Source organism: Pseudomonas sp. P4_D7, assembly GCF_056401755.1.
This window is the reverse complement of the sequence record NZ_JBFUIR010000055.1, coordinates 1-18787: the sequence shown is the minus strand read 5'-3', so window position 1 is coordinate 18787 and position 18787 is coordinate 1. Positions and strand designations below refer to the sequence as shown.

Genomic DNA, 18787 nt, shown 5'->3' with positions numbered 1-18787 from the left:
GGCGGGTCAGCTATGCCTTGTCGATGGTAATGGTCGCTCCTCGCCATCGGAAAAATCCGAATCCACGAAGTCGTCAAGTTCGCGCCGGACCCCCGTCCTCCATCTTTCGCTCATTTGCTCGTTAAACGCCGTGGTGTATCTGTCCAGGCGTTGCTGACTTTCCGGGTGAAGGGGGTTGTCGTCGAAGTTGTATTCGGTCACCGCGTCGCCGGGCTGTAAAGGAAACTCGCCTGGCAACTCGGTAATCGCGTTCCCGGACAAGTCCGCGCTCGTCAATTGAGGCAGCTCGAACAGACCGTCAGGCACCTTGCTCAAGGCGCAATTGCCGAGACGCAGATTGTCCAACTGCGGGAGATGCCTCAGGTCTGGAACAATGTTGAGCGGATTGTTGCTCAGGTCCACGGAACTCAGGTTTTTCCAGCCTGCGAAGGCCTCTGCAGCCGGTTCAGTCAGGGTGATTCCACAGTCGGGCAGATGCAGGCTGCGCAGCCTGTCCATAGCGAAGATCGGGGCGGGAATCTCGCCCAGCGGAAATTTGCGGATGTAGACGTCTTTGAGCTTCGGGAAAAGCTCCAGCAGACGATCAACCCGACGCGGGGCGGACGCTTTGGTGGTCAGATTCAACTTTTCAATGTGTTCAAAGCGCGCAGTCAGCGGCGGCAGCTCACCGGTAAACGACAACTCGCAGTAAACCGCTGGATCTGTCAGGAACGTGGGCGTTAGGCGCAGTTCCTTTTCCAGGTTGAGCCTGAAGGTTTGGCGATTAAGTTTTTCCGTGGCTGCAGCGTCGTTCCCAAGTGGCATCTGCGTTACAGGATCGCTGGGAGGCTCATTTGCCCAGGTGTCCAGGCGGTCGAGCAGGCCGGCCAGGTCGGTTTTGCGGCGCATCAGCTCAAGACGTCCATCGGCCAGCGTACCCGGAAGGCTGTAGATAAGATCGTTGGCGTCGAAGCCGGACAGCGATGGGTAAAGACTTTGAGCCAGTTCGATGTCGTCCTGTCGAGCGGGGATACCAAAGTTGTCGGCCTTGGCCTGGAAAGCGGCTTTGACTCGTTCTCTGGAAGCCTCTGACAACGGGTTGCTGCCCAGTTCCATGCCGCGACCGGAATAACGCGTCAGTTCCGCCGGTAGTTCGATGATGTTGTTGTCGTTCAGCAACGCCACTTCCAGATGCGGCAGTTGTTCCAGCCCGGCAGGCACACTATCGATCCCGGTGTTGATCAGATCGATGAAGGTCAGGTTTTGCAGTGTCGATACATCGGGCGTGGCCTGCAATGTGTTGCTGTACAAGTCCAGCGATTTCAATCGGGTCAGCGTGGACAGGATCGCTTGTCCGTCAGGATCCAGAGTGATCTGGCACTTGCTCAGCATCAACGTTTCAAGCGATGGCAGACCTTGCAGTGCTTGAGGTATGCGGCCGAGGGCGAAGTCCAGCAGTTCCAGCCCCTGCAATCCGCTGAAGCTTCTGAGAAACCCCCCGGAAACCTTCAGCCCTGGATTGCCCTGAAGTTTGAGATGCCTGATGTGAGTGAAATCGGTGCTCAGCTCCGGTAACTCACCGGTAAACGCCGGCTTGGCATCGAAGGTGTTGAGCCGTAGTGCTGAATTGTCGTTACGCCGGCCGCGCCAGAGTTGCTCAAGCTCGTCGCTGAACTCTTGTCTGGCGGCGAGTTCTGTGGCTCTTTCCTGCGCAGTCCATGGCAGTTCAGTCAACGGATTGTTGATCGGCAGACGCTCACGCCACGCGTTGAGATCTCCCATCATTCGGGCGATTTCTGCCTCCCAACTGAGCAGTTGAGTCGTGCCGGCCAGCAATGTCCCGGGCAGGCGATAAATCATGTTGATGGCCGCGTTGTCACCCAGTCGCGGGAACAGTCTTTGCGCCATGGCAATGTCAGCCGATGCCGGTTTGACCCGGAAGTGGCGTCCCTGTGTGGCGTAGTAGCGCTTGATGCGCTCGCGAGCATTCAAGGACAGCGGATTATCGTTCAGATATACGCCGTCGGCCTGATCGGCACTCAAGCTGAAAATCGCGTCCGGCAGCTCGGTGATGTTGTTGTTATTGAGATGGAGAATTTCAAGTGCCGGATGTTCGGCGATACCCTTGGGCACGCTGCTGATATCGGTATGGGCAAGTGAAACGCTCGTCAGGTCTGGCAAGGCGTTCAAATCAGGTGCGATTGTCAGCGGGTTGTGGCTCAGATCGAGCAACTGCAGCTTGGACATGGCACCGAGCAGTTGCTGCCCTTCAGGCGTGAGTGTCAGCGCGCAGTCAGTCAGTTTGAGCGCTTTGAGATCCTTGAGGCGCCCGACGAATGAGGGGATGTCATCGAGCGCGAAGGCTTTCAGTTCCAGCGCCTGAAGATTCGGGAACAAGGCAGCAAACGACTCGATGCCTGTGGTCGTTGCATTGCCTGCAAGCTTGAGGCTTGTCACGTGATCGAAATTCACAGTCAGGCGTGGCAGTTCGCCGAAGAACTTCAGGTCTGTCGCAAAAGACGCGGTGCGCGCGCCGGTGTCAATTGACCTTTCACGCCAGAAATCCTCCATGAGCTCCTTGAAGGCGGAACGCGCGTCTTGTTGCACCAGACGCTCGCCTTCGCTAAGCACCTGACCTGTAACCGGGTGCGCTGATGGCGTTTCCAGGCCCCAGAGCGCCAGATCCTCGCGCATTTGTTGCAGCTCCGCTCTCCAGCGCACGAGTTGTTTTCGACCGCCGGCCAGGTCGCCAGGCAAGTCGTAGATCATCTCGCTGGCCTCTTGGGCGTTCAGACCGGGAAACAACTGCCGGGCGAGGGCAACGTCTTGCTCGTCAGCCAGTACGTCAAAGTCGTTTCGATGGCTGCGGAAGTAGTTCTTGATCTGGTCGCGGGAGGCTGCCGATAGCGGGTTGTCGGCCAGGTCAATGCCGTAACTGCGATCGGCGGGAAGGTCGAACAGCGCGTCAGGCAGTTGCGTGATGCGGTTCCCCGCAAGCACCACGGTTCGAAACCCCGGATGGCTGGTCAATCCTTCAGGCACGACGGTCAGCCCGCAGTTGGACAGGTCGAGATCGTCCAGTTGGGGCAGCAGGTTCAGGTCGGGGAACGTCCCCAGCGGATTGTTACTCAAGTTCAGCGAGTCGAGGCTGTCGAGTGACAGCAGCACAGCCTGATTTTCCGGGGTCATGACCACGCCACAATTTTTMAGCTCCAGGTCGGTCAGTCGAGGCAGTTTTACTTCGCCAAGCGCAAGCGGCTCCAGTTCGAAGCCGTTCATTTTCAGCTCGGCCAGGTTCGGGAAGCGCTCGACGAAGCGCAGGGCGTTGGTGATATTGGCGTTGCCGGTGAGGTCCAGCCGGGTAACGTGCTCGAAACCGGCGTTGAGCGTCGGCATATCCCCCGTGAACGTTGCCGTTGCCCTGAGTACTTTGAGGCGGTAGTAGCCGGGCGGGCTGCGCCAGAGCTGCTCGATCTGTTGCGCAAAGGATCGCCTGGCGTCCAGTTCGCGGGTTTGTGCTTCAAGGGGCAGACGTTCGCCAGTCTCAGGGTCAAGGACGGCGGCCTGGTTGGTCCATTGATTGAGTTCGAGGTTCAGGGCGCCGAGTTCATCTTCCCAGCGCGACAACTGTGCACCGAATTCGGCCAACGGCCCGGGCAGTCGGTACAACATCTGTGTAGCTTTTTCAGCATCAAGGGCTGGGAACAAGGCGATCGTGCGCTGCAGATCTTCCTGCACAGGCCGGACACCGAAGTACTTTCCGGTGTGCTTGAAGAACACTTTCACCCGTTCGCGAGAGGCCGCACTCAACGGGTTGTCAGCAAAGGTGTAACCGTCGCTGAGGGAGCTGGGCAGGTTGAAAAACCTTTCCGGTATCCGGGTGATGCGGTTGCGATCGAATTGCGCCGAGATCAGGCGTGGATGATCCAGCAAGTCGTCGGGCACCGTGTAAATACCGGTATTCGACAGATTGACGTAACGCAATGCAGGCATCGAGTGCAGGTCCGGCGGCAAGCCCAGCGCGTTGCCTTCCAGATCGAGCAGGGTGAGTTGCGGCATAGAGGCGAACACCGACTCGGTGACCGTTGTCAGGCTGACTCGGCAATCGCGTAATCTCAATTCGCGCAGCGAGCGCATCGAGGTCAGCGCTTGTGGCAGGCTTGGCAGATTGAGGTTGCGCGCATCCAGAATCTGCAACTGACTGAAAGACTGCAAAAAGCGCTCGACCGAGGTGGTCATGGGGCTGCCATCAATGCCGAGCGAAGTGATATGACTGAAATCGCTCGAGAGGACGGGCAAGTCGCCGATGATGGCGTGCTTCAGCAGCACGGCGTGCCCAGCGGCGCCCTGTTGATCGTAGTGCGTGACGTTCTCCCGTCGCCAGCTTTTGAGTAATTCGTCCCTGAGCAACCTGCGGTTCTGGATTTCGGCGCGCCTCTCCAGCTGCGTTAGCGCCGTACCGGTTTCGGGGTGAATGGCGGGCGGATTGTTGGCCCAGACATGCAGTTCGTTCTGCAATTGCAGGTAGTCATTTTGTAAGCGAAGTATCTCTGCGCGCGGGCCAGCGGGACTGCGCAGCATGCTTTCGACGAGATAACCCACCTCACGGTTCGACATTCGCGGATAGAGCACCCGGATGTCTTCTTCGAGTGTGCGCGGTTGGGTACTGGGGCGCGGCGGACGTGGTGGAGCTGGGGGATAACCATCGGTCCCCAGCAGCCGCAGCGTGTCGACGGCCGACGGTTGGGTCGGCGTATCGCCGATCACCTGACGCAACTCGTTGCGCTCAAGCGTACGTTCGCGAATGGTCGCCTTCAGCGCCTGGCCCTGGCCAATCCGGATGTCGAGGTTCTGGCGCTCGCTGTCGGGTAATGCGTACAACAGGCTGGAATAAAAATCGCTGAACGAATGCAGCTGCTGCCCACGATCGTCGTAAGGTTGATATTGGCCATCGTCGCGGCGAACCAGAACCTTGTGTGCGGCTGCATCTTCACGGCCGATGGTGTCCAGTAGCGGGCCCTCGTAGCGCCTGTCCCGGATCTCGATGCGTACATCGCCGCTCCAGCCCGGCAACAATTTGAGGCTGTGCAGCGCCAGAGAGTCGGAGTCGGAATTGCTCACCGAGTCCAGCTCCAGGCCTTCATAGGCGCGGGTAACGCGCACCTCCTGACTGGCCATCTGCATGAGTGCCTGCTGGCGTGCGGGCAATTGTCCTTCGCTGATCTGCAACAGTTCGCTGCCGGTCGCGGTATCGAGCAGTTCGCGGGTGATGCTGGCCGGCAGTTCGGGAGGGTGGGCCTTGAGTCGTGTCGCCAACGGATCATCGAGGTGCTGAAGGGCCTGATAACGCGTCTCGAACAGCGCGCTCCTGTTGCGTTTGGCGAGATCGGCCACTTGCTTGCGCAGGTTCTGGCTGCGTACCTCGATGGACAGTGTCGGTCCCGCGAAGGGTTCGTTCAACAAGGCTTTGATCTGCGTCTCGTCGAGGCTATAGAGCAGGGTTTTGAGCACGTCGTCACCGACCAGACTGTCCTGGCGCAGTTCGGTCACGGGCAGGCTTGTGTCCGCAGACGATTGCCACAGCTGCTGCCCTTGTCGATCGAGCAGACGCAGGCACTTATCGCTTGGCCAACGCCCGTATTCGCTGAGCACCTGCAGCTGTGTGACCGGGTCGGCGCGCAAAAACTCTTCGGCGACATGGCTGTCGAGCTGATCGATGAAGCGTTGCAACTGCTGATCAATCTTGAAGCGCTGGATGCTGTCGGCAAGCAAAGGCGGGACTTTTTCCTGATTGACATGCATCTTGCGCAACGCGTCTTCGCTGGTTCCGCTGATCCGCAAGACGGTTTCGCGCTCGTTCGGCGACAGGCTCTCGACGGAAGAACCGATACGGCGCAGAACCGTCTCGCCATCCCATTCCAGCGGTTGCTCGAGTTCAGTGTGCCAGGCGCCTTCGCCATTGTGGCGCACCACCGGCTGGTAAGCGTCGGGGCGGCTCGGGTGTTCGATGCGGTACTGCCCCGGCACCTGGCTTTCTTTTACTGCAAAGTGGGCATCCTCCAAGGGCAGCAGGCGCTTGCCCTGATGCGTGTGCAAACCCAGCGCATCGGGTTGCGAATCTGCCGTTGGAACCTGCGGGTGCTTGTAGCGTTCGAGATCCGGCTCCCAATAGCGGGTCTTGCCACTGGCCAGTTTTACCGGTTTGAAGCGGTCGATGAACGCCACGACTTCCTTGGGCAAAATCTTGCGGAACTCGGCCGCGCCAATCTTGCCGCCCACGGCGAACAGGCCCAACTGGATCATCGATTCCACGGTGCCCATCAAGTGCTCCAAGGCTTCAGTCGTTCGCCCCTGCGCCCACTCGATGACGCCTTCGAACGCTTCATCGAGCATTTGATAGGCCATGTACGCCATCATGGCTTCACCCAGCACCGGCACGAACGGCGCAACGATCAGCGCGGCGGTCTGCACGATGGTGGAAATGATGTTGCTCACCGAGTCCCAGAAGGCCCAGCGCGCTTTCTGGTCGACCACGGCGGTGGGGACGGCGATCACCCGGGCGTCATTGAAGATCTTGTTCAGTTTCGCGTGATGGATGTGTTGCCAGAGATTGTCATGGAACGCGGTCAGCGTGGTTTGCAGATCCGGGCGCTCGACAGCGGTGTCGCGCCATGCGGGCAGCGAGCTACCGGACTCGGGCGGGTGCCACATGATCTGGCTCAAGCGGCTATTGAGGGTGCTGAAGAAAACACCTCGATGTTCGTGGTTCACGAATCGGCTGAAAAACTGCTGGTAGTCTTTCGAGCGCAACTGGCGGGTCAGTTCGGCGACCAGGTCGTAGGTCGAGGCGTATTCCTTGAAGGGGTGCTCGGGATCATCGGGGACATAAGCCACCACCCGTGCCGGGTCTCGCGAGGCGTACAGGTCGGGGGCAAACACGACGATACCGGTCAGCGGTGCGCACAGCATCCCCATATCATGGCACAACACCGCTGCCCCGCTGATGTACAGGCCCTTCATGCCGTCGAGCACGGCATCGATCAAGCGAAAATAGCTTTCCGACACATCGCGGTTCATCCGCGCCCACTGCAGGGCGGCTTTCATTGCGGCTTTCTGGCTGTCATCGATTTTGTTGCGCAGTACGGTGGCCACCATTGGATCGGTATAGCCGAGGTTGTCTTCGAGATGGGCCTTGTATCGCGCGCCGATGTCCAGCCTTCGGCACAACCGGGTGAAAGCGGCGATGCTCATTTTTGCCTTGATCGCCGGCAGGGGACTGAACTGGCCGCTGACGGTGGGACGAGTGACGAAGGTCGAGTCAGCTTCGAAGGCGTCGTGATGGGTTTCCGATTCCTCGAAGTTGTTCAGCGCGGCCTCCAGTAACGACACGGTCCAGGCGCGCGTACCGGTGCGGATCGGAAACCACGGAGTGGTTGCGGGGATGTACAGGCGCACGAAGGTGTTGCGCACATCCAGGTCCAGACCGAACCAGTTTTTCAGTTCTTGCTGGAGCAAGGGCTCGGCAAAGGTGCTGGCGTCCTGCAAGTGTTCCAGGCTTTGATCGACCTTGCTCTGCGCGGCCCATTGCGTGGCGTTGAGGCTGTTCATCTGCTGATGTTGCTCGGCAGGTGCCGACTGGAGAGTGAGGGACAGGCGCGGCAGGCTGTTCGTGAGTGCCAGGCGGCGAGTCGGTGTCGCGGCGCCGAGCCAATCGGGCAAGGCATTTTTCAGTGGCAGGTAATGATCGTCTGGATGCAGCGCGTTGTTCGTGGCGGTCGAGGCTGTCGGAGGGTGTCGCTGAGTCAGGTGCATGGGCCATTCCTTGGCGTTGAAAAGAACGCGCAGCAAATCAGGAACCGGCCACCCTTGTGCGGTACATATTTATACCTTTGTCGCAGGGTTGAGTTGGTATTCTCTGCAGCCTGCCGCAAATCGACGGTGCCAGTTAAACTGCGCCTTTGCGACGCTATATGTCGCATTGCCGTAAACCCGGGAAAATCCGGGGTTTGCGCTATAAGAAGTTGTCGCTTGGCGACAAGGCCGGGCTGAAAACTGTCCTTACAATCCTCACCAAGCTCGCCAGTTTCAGGCGAGTGTTCCTCTTCAGGAGRCTCCGATGTCCGTTGAGCACGCTGCGGTACAACGCGCCGATTTCGACCAGGTAATGGTTCCCAACTACGCGCCTGCCGCTTTCATTCCGGTGCGTGGCGCCGGTTCCCGCGTCTGGGATCAGGCCGGCCGCGAGCTGATCGACTTCGCCGGCGGGATTGCCGTTAACGTATTGGGCCATGCGCACCCGGCGCTGGTCGGTGCACTGACCGAACAGGCGAACAAGCTGTGGCACGTGTCCAACGTGTTCACCAACGAACCAGCCCTGCGCCTGGCGCACAAGCTGATCGATGCCACTTTCGCCGAGCGCGTGTTCTTCTGCAACTCGGGCGCTGAAGCCAACGAGGCCGCGTTCAAGCTGGCCCGTCGCGTTGCGTTCGACCGTTTCGGCACTGAGAAGTACGAAATCATTGCGGCGCTGAACAGCTTCCACGGTCGTACCCTGTTCACCGTCAACGTCGGTGGCCAGTCGAAGTACTCCGACGGTTTCGGCCCGAAAATCACCGGCATCACCCACGTGCCTTACAACGACCTGGCCGCGCTGAAAGCTGCGGTTTCCGACAAGACCTGCGCGGTCGTGCTGGAACCGATCCAGGGCGAGGGCGGCGTACTGCCGGCCGAACTGGCTTACCTGCAAGGTGCCCGCGAACTGTGCGACGCGAACAACGCGCTGCTGGTGTTCGACGAAGTGCAGACCGGCATGGGCCGCAGCGGCAAGCTGTTCGCTTACCAGCATTACGGCGTGACCCCGGACATCCTGACCAGCGCCAAGAGCCTGGGCGGCGGTTTCCCGATCGCCGCGATGCTGACCACCGAAGCGCTGGCCAAACATCTGGTCGTCGGCACTCACGGCACCACCTACGGCGGCAACCCGCTGGCGTGTGCGGTCGCTGAAGCGGTAATCGACGTGATCAACACCCCTGAAGTGCTGAACGGCGTGAACGCCAAGCACGACAAGTTCAAGGCGCGCCTTGAGCAGATCGGCGAGAAATACGGCCTGTTCACTCAGGTGCGTGGTCTCGGTCTGCTGATCGGTTGCGTGCTGAGCGATGCCTGGAAAGGCAAGGCCAAAGACATCTTCAACGCCGCTGAAAAAGAAGGCCTGATGATTCTGCAAGCCGGCCCGGACGTGATCCGTTTCGCCCCGAGCCTGGTGGTGGAAGACGCCGATATCGATGCTGGCCTGGACCGCTTCGAACGCGCTGCTGCTGCACTGACGCAAGCCTGATAGACCCTTCGGCGCCTGGAGTTTTTCAGGCGTCGAACCCAATTTTTGATGCCGGTGAGATTCATTGTGGGAGCGAGCTTGCTCGCGAAGAGGGAGTTTCAGTCGCCATCTATGCTGACTGGTACACCGCTTTCGCGAGCAAGCTCGCTCCCACAGTGTCCGGTGTTTTTTTCTGTGAATTTATAAGAGAAAGGAGTGACACCATGCTGGTGATGCGCCCCGCGCAAATGGCTGATCTGGGCGAGGTACAGCGTCTGGCTGCGGACAGCCCGATTGGTGTCACTTCCTTGCCGGATGACGTGGAACGTCTGAGCGACAAGATCGCCGCGAGCGAAGCCTCGTTTGCCGCCGAAGTGAGCTTCAATGGCGAGGAGAGCTATTTCTTCGTCCTCGAAGACACCGCCACCGGCAAGCTGGTCGGCTGCTCGGCGATTGTTGCTTCGGCCGGTTACTCGGAGCCGTTCTACAGCTTCCGCAACGAGACCTTCGTCCACGCCTCCCGCGAGCTGAAGATCCACAACAAGATCCACGTGCTTTCGCAGTGCCACGACCTCACCGGCAACAGCTTGCTGACCAGTTTCTACGTGCAGCGCGAGCTGGTCGGTTCGCCGTGGTCCGAGCTCAACTCCCGTGGCCGTCTGCTGTTCGTTGCCAGCCACCCTGAGCGTTTCGCCGATTCGGTGGTGACCGAGATCGTCGGTTACAGCGATGAGAACGGCGATTCGCCATTCTGGGATGCCATCGGTCGCAATTTCTTCGACCTCAATTACGCCGAAGCCGAACGCCTGTGCGGGCTGAAAAGCCGTACGTTCCTCGCCGAGCTGATGCCGCATTACCCGATCTACGTACCGCTGCTGCCGGATTCCGCCCAAGAGGCGATGGGCCAGGTGCACCCGCGTGCGCAGATCACCTTCGACATCCTGATGCGCGAAGGCTTCGAGACCGATCACTACATCGACATTTTCGACGGTGGCCCGACCCTGCATGCACGTGTGTCGGGGATCCGTTCGATCGCTCAGAGCCGAGTGGTGCCGGTGAAGATCGGCGAGCCGGTGAAAGGTGCCGGGCGTCAGTATCTGGTGGCTAACGCGCAGTTGCAGGATTACCGCGCGGTGTTGCTGGAGCTGGATTACGCACCGGGCAAACCGGTGACTCTGGATCTGGAAGCGGCCGAAGCCCTGGGCGTCGGTGAAGGTGCCAGCGTGCGCCTGGTGGCGGTTTAACGCCTTAGCGAGTTTCACGGGTGGCGAAGGCGGCCCGTTTGAGGAGATAGCATGATTGTTCGTCCCGTACGCAGCAGCGATTTATCCGCTCTGATCGACCTGGCCCGCAGCACCGGCACCGGCCTGACCACGTTGCCGGCCAATGAAGAACGTCTGGCCCACCGGGTCGGCTGGGCCGAGAAGACCTTTCGCGGCGAAGCTGGCCGTGGCGACGCGGACTACCTGTTCGTGCTCGAAGACGACGATGGCCGCGTGGTAGGGATTTCCGCCATTGCTGGCGCCGTTGGTCTGCGTGAGCCGTGGTACAACTTCCGTGTCGGTCTGACCGTCAGCGCTTCGCAAGAGCTGAACATCTATYGCGAGATCCCGACGCTGTTTCTGGCCAACGATCTGACCGGCAATTCCGAGCTGTGCTCGCTGTTCCTGCACGCCGATTACCGCAACGGTCTGAACGGTCGCATGTTGTCCAAAGCGCGCATGCTGTTCATCGCGGAATTCCCTGAATTGTTCGGCAACAAGATCATCGCCGAAATGCGCGGTGTGTCCGATGACGCCGGCCGTTCGCCGTTCTGGGAAAGTCTCGGTCGTCACTTCTTCAAGATGGAATTCAGCCAGGCCGATTACCTGACCGGTGTCGGCAACAAGGCGTTCATTGCTGAGCTGATGCCGAAATTCCCGCTGTACACCTGCTTCCTCTCCGAAGGCGCACGTAACGTCATCGGTCAGGTGCACCCGGACACCGAGCCCGCCTTGGCGATGCTCAAGAGCGAAGGTTTCAGCTACCAGGGTTACGTCGACATCTTCGACGCAGGTCCGGCCATCGAATGCGAAACCGGCAAGATCCGCGCAGTGCGTGACAGTGAAGCGCTGGTGCTCGCCGTTGGCACGCCGGGCGAAGACGCCACGCCGTTCATCATCCATAACCGCAAACGCGAAGACTGCCGCATCACCGCTGCGCCGGCGCGTCTGGCTGCCGGCACTCTGGTGGTCGATCCGCAGACCGCCAAACGTCTTCAACTCAACGCTGGCGATCAAGTGCGCGCCGTGGCGTTGTCCGCTGCACGGGAGTCGAAATAATGAATTCGCTATACATCGCAGGTGAGTGGCTGGCCGGCCAGGGCGAAGCCTTTCAATCGCTGAACCCGGTGACCCAGCAAGTGCTGTGGTCGGGGGAGGGCGCCACGACTGCTCAGGTTGAATCGGCTGTGCAGGCTGCGCGTCAGGCGTTCCCGGGTTGGGCGCGTCGTACGCTCGACGAGCGCATCGCTGTGCTTGAAGCGTTCGCCGCCGCGCTGAAAAACCACGCAGACGAACTGGCTCGCACCATCGGTGAGGAGACCGGCAAACCATTGTGGGAATCGGCGACCGAAGTAACCAGCATGGTCAACAAGATTGCGATCTCGGTGCAGAGCTACCGCGAACGTACCGGCGAGAAGAGCGGCCCGTTGGGCGACGCGACTGCCGTGTTGCGTCATAAGCCGCACGGTGTGGTTGCGGTGTTTGGTCCTTACAACTTCCCTGGGCACTTGCCGAACGGTCACATCGTTCCGGCGTTGCTGGCGGGTAACAGCGTGCTGTTCAAGCCAAGCGAACTGACGCCGAAAGTCGCCGAGCTGACGGTCAAGTGCTGGATCGAAGCCGGTCTGCCGGCAGGCGTTTTGAACCTGCTGCAAGGCGCTCGCGAAACCGGCATCGCACTGGCGGCGAACCCGGGCATCGACGGTCTGTTCTTCACCGGTTCGAGCCGCACAGGCAACCATCTGCACCAGCAGTTTGCCGGGCGTCCGGACAAGATTCTGGCGCTGGAAATGGGTGGCAATAACCCGCTGGTGGTGGATCAGGTCGCTGATCTGGATGCGGCGGTTTACACGATCATTCAGTCGGCGTTCATCTCTGCCGGTCAGCGTTGCACCTGTGCACGCCGTCTGCTGGTGCCGCAAGGCGCGTGGGGCGACAGTCTGCTCAAGCGTCTGGTGGAAGTCAGTGCGAGCATTGAGGTCGGTGCATTCGATCAGCAACCAGCGCCATTCATGGGCTCGGTGATTTCCCTCGGCGCGGCGAAAGCGCTGATGGATGCTCAAGAACATCTGTTGGCCAACGGCGCCGTGTCGCTGCTGGAAATGACTCAGCCGCACGCCCAGGCCGCGCTGCTGACCCCGGGCATCCTCGATGTCACCGCAGTTGCCGATCGCCCGGACGAAGAGCTGTTCGGCCCGTTGCTGCAAGTAATCCGCTACACCGATTTCGAAGCGGCGATCGCTRAAGCCAACGACACTGCTTACGGCCTGGCCGCAGGTCTGTTGTCGGATTCTGAAGCGCGTTATCAGCAGTTCTGGCTGGAAAGCCGCGCCGGTATCGTCAACTGGAACAAGCAGCTGACCGGCGCTGCGAGCAGCGCGCCGTTTGGTGGTGTCGGCGCTTCGGGCAACCACCGCGCCAGCGCCTATTACGCGGCGGATTACTGCGCGTACCCGGTGGCCTCGCTGGAAACCCCAAGCTTGGTGTTGCCTGCTGCCCTGACGCCTGGCGTGAAAATGGCGTGATGCCCATTCGCGAGCAGGCTCGCTCCCACAGATTCAGTGGTGTTCACACATTTTGTGTTCAACATAAATCCTGTGGGAGCGAGCTTGCTCGCGAAGGCCGCGCCTCGGTCTAAAAGAATAGTTACTGAAGCCTATAACAACAGATTCTCGTGGAGCCTCGCTGATGAAATCCTATGAAGTCAATTTTGACGGTCTAGTGGGGCCGACCCATAACTACGGTGGTCTGTCCTACGGTAACGTTGCTTCCCAGAGCAACAGCCAGCAGTCTTCGAACCCGAAGGAAGCGGCCTTGCAAGGTCTGGCGAAGATGAAAGCGCTGATGGAAATGGGCTTTCAGCAAGGCGTGCTCGCACCGCAGGAGCGTCCGGACGTGGCCGCTCTGCGCCGTCTGGGCTTCAGCGGTACCGACGCGCAAGTGATCGAGCGCGCCGCCAAAGAGGCGATGCCGCTGCTGGTCGCCAGTTGTTCCGCGTCGAGCATGTGGGTGGCTAACGCCGCGACTGTCAGCCCGAGTGCCGACACCGCAGACGGTCGCGTGCATTTCACCGCAGCCAACCTCAACTGCAAATACCACCGCAGCATCGAGCACCCGACCACCAGCCGCGTGCTCGGCGCGATGTTCGCCAATCAGCAGCACTTCGCCCATCACGCCGCGTTGCCGGCAGTGGCGCAGTTCGGCGACGAAGGTGCGGCCAACCACACACGTTTCTGCCGCGAATATGGCGAAGCGGGCGTCGAGTTTTTCGTATTCGGTCGCAGTGCCTTCGACAATCGCTACCCGGCGCCGCAGAAATATCCGGCGCGCCAGACCCTCGAAGCCTCGCAAGCCGTTGCGCGTCTGCACGGTCTGCGTGACGAAGGCGTGGTTTACGCGCAGCAGAACCCGAACGTGATCGATCAAGGCGTGTTCCACAACGACGTGATCGCCGTCGGTAACGGTGAAGTGCTGTTCTATCACGAGGACGCGTTCCTCGAGACCGATCAGATGCTGGCCGAACTGCAAAGCAAGCTCGCCAAAGTCGGCGGCAACTTCCAGTCCGTGTGTGTGCCGCGTTCGGCAGTCACCGTGGATGATGCGGTGCGTTCCTACCTGTTCAACAGCCAGTTGCTCTCGCGTCCTGACGGTTCGATGCTGCTGATCGTGCCGCAAGAGTGCCAGGCCAACGAGCGCGTCTGGACTTACCTGCAAGAGCTGACCAGCTCCGGCGGCCTGATCCGCGAAGTGAAAGTCTTCGATCTCAAGCAAAGCATGCAGAACGGTGGTGGCCCGGCGTGCCTGCGACTGCGCGTCGCGCTTAACGAAACCGAACTGGCGGCGGTCAACCCAGGGGTTATCATGACGCCACCGTTGTACGGTTCGTTGACCGCATGGGTTGAAAAGCACTACCGCGACCGCCTGAGCGAAACCGATCTGGCGGATCCGCAATTGCTGCTTGAATGCCGGACGGCACTGGATGAACTGACGCAAATCCTTAAACTGGGCGCGGTTTATCCATTCCAGATCAATTGATGGCCGGCGCGTCGCCTGAACGCGGCGCGCGGCTTGTCTCCCCAAGAGAGTAAAAACATGAGCGATTCCCTGCAGTTGATCCTTGAAGACACCGACGGCACGCAACTGCAAACCTCGTGCACCCGCGTCGCGGTCATGTGGCAAGGCAAAGAGCTGTGGATCCAGCAGGACGGCCGTGGCCAACTGCTGATCGGCGTGGACGTTGAAGAAGGTGACGCCGAGTACGCCAACCTGCTGCTGCGCCCATTGGCGACTAATCTGGTAAGTCTGCAACTGGAAATGGAACCGGCTGACGTCGGCGACGACGAAGACCACGTGCACGGCCCGGATTGCAACCACGATCACTAAGGAAACCGCTCTATGCTCGCCCTCGGCAAACTGCTTGAACTGACCCTCGCCGGCCGTGAACCGGCGGAGAAGACTCAACTGACTGTCGAAGGCGTGCGTATGCGCTGGTTGAGCGAAGGTGCGCTGGAAGTGCGGCCACCCGAAGCGCGCGACAATGGCCTGGACCTGCTGCTGTCGGCAGGTATTCACGGCAACGAAACAGCGCCGATCGAGTTGCTTGACCGGCTGCTGCACGACATCGCCCGCGGCGATCTGAAGCCGCGCGCACGCATTCTGTTCCTGTTCGGCAACCCGGAAGCGATTCGCAAGGGCGAGCGTTTCGTCGAGCAGGACGTCAATCGGCTGTTCAACGGCCGTCATGAACAAAGCAGTGGCAGCGAAGCGCTGCGTGCCTGTGAGCTGGAACGTCTGGCGGCGAGTTTCTTCAGCCTGCCGGATCGCCAGCGTCTGCACTATGACCTGCACACGGCGATTCGCGGTTCGAAGATCGAGCAGTTCGCGCTGTATCCGTGGAAGGAAGGTCGTCAGCATTCGCGTCTGGAGCTGGCACGTCTGCGCGCTGCCGGAATGGAAGCGGTGCTGTTGCAGAACAAACCATCGATCGTCTTCAGCTCGTACACCTACGACAAGCTCGGTGCCGAGGCTTTTACGCTGGAACTGGGCAAGGCGCGGCCGTTCGGGCAGAACCACGGGGTCAATGTCTCGCTGCTGGAAACCCGTCTGCAGCAGATCATTGAAGGCAACGAGCCGGAGATGGCGGAGCAGGGGCTGGACGGTTTGCAGCTGTTCAGCGTCGCCCGGGAAATCATCAAGCACAGCGATGCATTCCGTCTGAACCTGCCGCAGGACATCGAAAACTTTTCAGAGTTGGAGATGGGCTATGTGTTGGCCGAAGATCTGGCCAATACCCGTTGGGTCATTGAGGAAGAGGGAGCACGTATCATCTTTCCCAATCCCAAGGTCAAGAACGGCTTGCGCGCGGGCATCCTGATCGTCCCGACTACCGACGAAAACCTCGCCTGACCTCAATCGCAAGGTCTACACAGAACCACTGTGGGAGCGAGCTTGCTCGCGAATGCAATCGGGCATTCAACATTTAAGTTGGCTGTCAATCCGCTTTCGCGAGCAAGCTCGCTCCCACAGGGGAATGAGTGAGACCAGAGATCTCACTCATCGTGTTTAGACCGCTACAGCATGCGGCTCGGTGCGGCGCAGTGCGCGAACCTTGCGCAGCGTATCGGCGCAAGTCCGTGCCGCTTCCTGGCCCTTGTGTACAAAGTGCTCAAAGAAGAATTTCTGATGCTCGTCACCGGCATGGAAGTGATGCGGCGTCAGGGATACCGAGAACACCGGCACTTCAGTTTCCAGCTGCACTTGCATCAGGCCGCTGACCACCGACTGAGCGACGAACTCGTGACGGTAGATGCCGCCGTCCACGACCAGGGCTGCGGCGACGATGCTGGCATAACGACCGGTCTTGGCCAGCAACTTGGCGTGCAGAGGCATTTCAAAAGCACCGCCGACTTCGAAGATGTCGATGTCCGATTCCTGATAACCCAAGGCAAGCATTTCGGCGACGAAGCCTTTACGGCTCTGGTCGACGATTTCCTTGTGCCAGCAGGCCTGAATGAACGCGACGCGGTCGCCGTGAGGGTGTTTGCTTTTGCTGTCGATAGCGGTGGGTTGCATGTTCTGACTCCTGTTTGTGTGAAAAACAGGGCGTTATGAATCGAAAGGGATTCAAGGGTGCGCACACGCACAACATCGCGCGGACGGCCCTTTGGCGTTAATCCCGTTCTCTCTTCATCCGGACTATGACCGTCGGCCCCGGAATCACACCGGGTCTGCTGACCTTGCCATCGCGCACAACCGAAGCTGTGTTCGTCGCCAAGCGCTCGCGGGCTATGCGCATTGCGCGCAATTACCGCCGGTGGGGAATTGCACCCCGCCCTGAGAACGTTTTTGCCGCCCTTTCTCGGGCGGCGCAGCGTTTTTAACACAGATTGTGGCTGTGTGCATTGCGCCTTTCTGATGATTGCCATCGAATTTTCTGGCGGTTCGAAACGACTTTTCCTTGCGCAAGGGTTGATTAATCCGAGCGATGACCGCAGTAATTCAACTTCGTAAAGGGATTTCCCCTGCTGATTAGAGGCCAGGTTCATGAGCGTTATCGATCTTCGCAGCGACACCGTCACCCAACCGACTCCCGCCATGCTCGATGCGATGACCGCAGCGGACACCGGTGATGACGTTTACGGCGAAGATCCGACGGTCAATCGTCTCGAGGCCGAACTGGCCAAGCGACTGGGTTTTGCTGCCGCGTTGTTCGTACCGACGGGCACCATGAGCAACCTGCTGGGGTTGATGGCGCACTGTGAGCGCGGCGACGAATACATCGTTGGCCAGCAGGCGCACACCTACAAATACGAGGGCGGTGGCGCGGCGGTGCTGGGCTCGATCCAGCCGCAGCCGCTGGAAGTGCAGGCCGACGGTTCGCTGGATCTGGATCAGGTCGCGGCGGCGATCAAGCCTGACGACTTCCATTTCGCTCGGACTCGTTTGCTTGCGCTGGAAAACACCATGCAGGGCAAAGTGCTGCCGCTGGAGTACCTGGCCCTCGCACGCCGCTTCACTCAGGATAAAGGCTTGCAACTGCACCTCGACGGCGCGCGTCTCTACAACGCGGCAGTCAAGCTGGGCGTCGATGCCCGGGAAATCACTCAGTACTTTGATTCGGTGTCGGTGTGCCTGTCCAAAGGCCTTGGCGCGCCGGTGGGCTCAGTGCTGTGTGGCTCTGAGCAGTTGATCGGCAAGGCTCGTCGCTTGCGCAAAATGGTCGGCGGCGGCATGCGTCAGGCTGGGCTGCTGGCAGCGGCGGGGCTGTATGCTCTGGACCACAATGTTGATCGTCTGGCAGACGACCATGCCAACGCACAGTTACTGGCCGAGGGCTTGCGTGAAGCAGGTTTCATCGTCGAACCGGTGCAAACCAACATGGTTTATGTGCAAATGGGTGAAAAAGCTGAAGCGATCAAGGCCTTTGCCGCCGAGCGCGGGATCAAGTTGAGCGCTGCCGCGCGTCTGCGCATGGTCACGCACATGGACGTCAATCGCTCGCAAATCGAGCAAGTGATCGCGACATTCGTCGAGTTTTCGCGCAAGTGACAGCGTTAGCCGTCCAATTGACCGTTTCTATCGTATAAACACGCTGTACCCCGCGCGCAGGGCCGATATAATGCGGCCCTTTGCCGTCGCTTCGTCTGTTGACGTTTCGAACAGGCCTTTGGCCGCAGCCTCCGTGGAAGAACCTAATGAAAAGCGCAGAAATCCGTGAAGCCTTCCTTCGCTTCTTCGAAGAGCAAGGCCACACCCGTGTAGCCTCCAGCTCTTTGATTCCGGGCAACGACCCAACCCTGCTGTTCACTAACGCGGGGATGAACCAGTTCAAGGACTGCTTCCTGGGCCAGGAAAAACGTGCGTACACCCGCGCGACCAGCAGCCAGAAATGCGTGCGTGCCGGTGGCAAGAACAGCGACCTGGAAAACGTCGGTTATACCGCTCGTCACCACACATTCTTCGAAATGCTCGGTAACTTCAGCTTCGGCGACTATTTCAAGCACGACGCGATTACCTTTGCCTGGACCTTCCTGACCGGCGTTCTGAAACTGCCGAAGGAAAAACTCTGGGTCACTGTCTACGCCTCCGACGACGAAGCGTATGACATCTGGACCAAGGAAATCGGTGTGCCGGTCGAGCGCATGATCCGCATCGGCGACAACAAAGGCGCGCCTTACGCCTCCGACAACTTCTGGACCATGGGCGATACCGGCCCGTGCGGCCCATGCAC

General features: G+C 59.8%; 11 protein-coding genes and 1 riboswitch. Of the genes, 9 read left to right on the top strand and 2 right to left on the bottom strand.

Annotated elements, in window-relative coordinates; translation table 11 throughout:
• Positions 1-6 precede the first annotated feature (6 nt).
• The gene (locus AC1DVF_RS25000; protein WP_477783310.1) at positions 7-7791 is read right to left on the bottom strand and encodes a dermonecrotic toxin domain-containing protein; all 7785 of its coding nucleotides are present in this window, start codon (positions 7789-7791) and stop codon (positions 7-9) included.
• A 304-nt stretch (positions 7792-8095) separates the two neighbouring features.
• Between AC1DVF_RS25000 and AC1DVF_RS24995 the strand changes: the two genes are divergently transcribed.
• The 7 genes from AC1DVF_RS24995 to astE all read left to right on the top strand — a co-directional run bounded on the left by AC1DVF_RS24995 (position 8096) and on the right by astE (position 15963).
• Entirely contained in the window at positions 8096-9316 is a 1221-nt protein-coding gene (locus AC1DVF_RS24995; RefSeq protein ID WP_008077923.1) for an aspartate aminotransferase family protein, read from the top strand.
• Positions 9317-9519: 203 nt separating this feature from the next.
• A complete protein-coding gene (aruF, locus tag AC1DVF_RS24990) occupies positions 9520-10539 on the top strand; it encodes an arginine/ornithine succinyltransferase subunit alpha (protein ID WP_007951057.1) in 1020 nt (339 codons plus the stop codon).
• A 51-nt stretch (positions 10540-10590) separates the two neighbouring features.
• Positions 10591-11616, top strand: a complete 1026-nt coding sequence (astA, locus tag AC1DVF_RS24985) for an arginine N-succinyltransferase (RefSeq protein ID WP_477783309.1) — start codon at positions 10591-10593, stop codon at positions 11614-11616.
• Positions 11613-13082 carry a succinylglutamate-semialdehyde dehydrogenase gene (gene astD / locus AC1DVF_RS24980; protein WP_477783314.1) on the top strand — a complete coding sequence of 490 codons (1470 nt, stop codon included), beginning with the start codon at positions 11613-11615 and terminating at the stop codon, positions 13080-13082. Before astA ends, astD begins: the two co-directional genes overlap by 4 nt.
• A gap of 163 nt (positions 13083-13245) precedes the next feature.
• Positions 13246-14592: an N-succinylarginine dihydrolase gene (gene astB / locus AC1DVF_RS24975; RefSeq protein ID WP_257355933.1), complete on the top strand. Its 1347-nt coding sequence runs from the start codon at positions 13246-13248 to the stop codon at positions 14590-14592.
• 57 nt (positions 14593-14649) lie between these two features.
• A complete protein-coding gene (locus tag AC1DVF_RS24970; protein WP_016983958.1) occupies positions 14650-14940 on the top strand; it encodes a hypothetical protein in 291 nt (96 codons plus the stop codon).
• 12 nt (positions 14941-14952) lie between these two features.
• Positions 14953-15963, top strand: coding sequence for a succinylglutamate desuccinylase (gene astE / locus AC1DVF_RS24965; RefSeq protein ID WP_477783308.1), 1011 nt, complete (start codon positions 14953-14955; stop codon positions 15961-15963).
• 156 nt (positions 15964-16119) lie between these two features.
• Here the strand turns inward: astE and AC1DVF_RS24960 are convergent, their stop codons facing one another.
• Positions 16120-16629, bottom strand: coding sequence for a 6,7-dimethyl-8-ribityllumazine synthase (locus tag AC1DVF_RS24960; RefSeq protein WP_477783307.1), 510 nt, complete (start codon positions 16627-16629; stop codon positions 16120-16122).
• Positions 16630-16730: 101 nt separating this feature from the next.
• Positions 16731-16902: riboswitch (FMN riboswitch) on the bottom strand.
• 198 nt (positions 16903-17100) lie between these two features.
• Between AC1DVF_RS24960 and ltaE the strand changes: the two genes are divergently transcribed.
• Both ltaE and AC1DVF_RS24950 read left to right on the top strand, forming a co-directional pair.
• Positions 17101-18105: a low-specificity L-threonine aldolase gene (gene ltaE / locus AC1DVF_RS24955; protein WP_477783306.1), complete on the top strand. Its 1005-nt coding sequence runs from the start codon at positions 17101-17103 to the stop codon at positions 18103-18105.
• Positions 18106-18251: 146 nt separating this feature from the next.
• On the top strand, positions 18252-18787 hold a 536-nt coding region (locus AC1DVF_RS24950), incomplete at its 3' end, for an alanine--tRNA ligase-related protein (RefSeq protein ID WP_477783305.1).

Excerpts from the sequence above, each read along its gene's own strand:
- AC1DVF_RS24970 (WP_016983958.1), top strand. The coding sequence starts at position 14,650 with ATGAGCGATTCCCTGCAGTTGATCCTTGAAGACACCGACGGCACGCAA.
- astE (WP_477783308.1), top strand. The coding sequence starts at position 14,953 with ATGCTCGCCCTCGGCAAACTGCTTGAACTGACCCTCGCCGGCCGTGAA.
- AC1DVF_RS24960 (WP_477783307.1), bottom strand. The coding sequence starts at position 16,629 with ATGCAACCCACCGCTATCGACAGCAAAAGCAAACACCCTCACGGCGAC.
- aruF (WP_007951057.1), top strand. The coding sequence starts at position 9,520 with ATGCTGGTGATGCGCCCCGCGCAAATGGCTGATCTGGGCGAGGTACAG.
- ltaE (WP_477783306.1), top strand. The coding sequence starts at position 17,101 with ATGAGCGTTATCGATCTTCGCAGCGACACCGTCACCCAACCGACTCCC.
- astB (WP_257355933.1), top strand. The coding sequence starts at position 13,246 with ATGAAATCCTATGAAGTCAATTTTGACGGTCTAGTGGGGCCGACCCAT.
- AC1DVF_RS24995 (WP_008077923.1), top strand. The coding sequence starts at position 8,096 with ATGTCCGTTGAGCACGCTGCGGTACAACGCGCCGATTTCGACCAGGTA.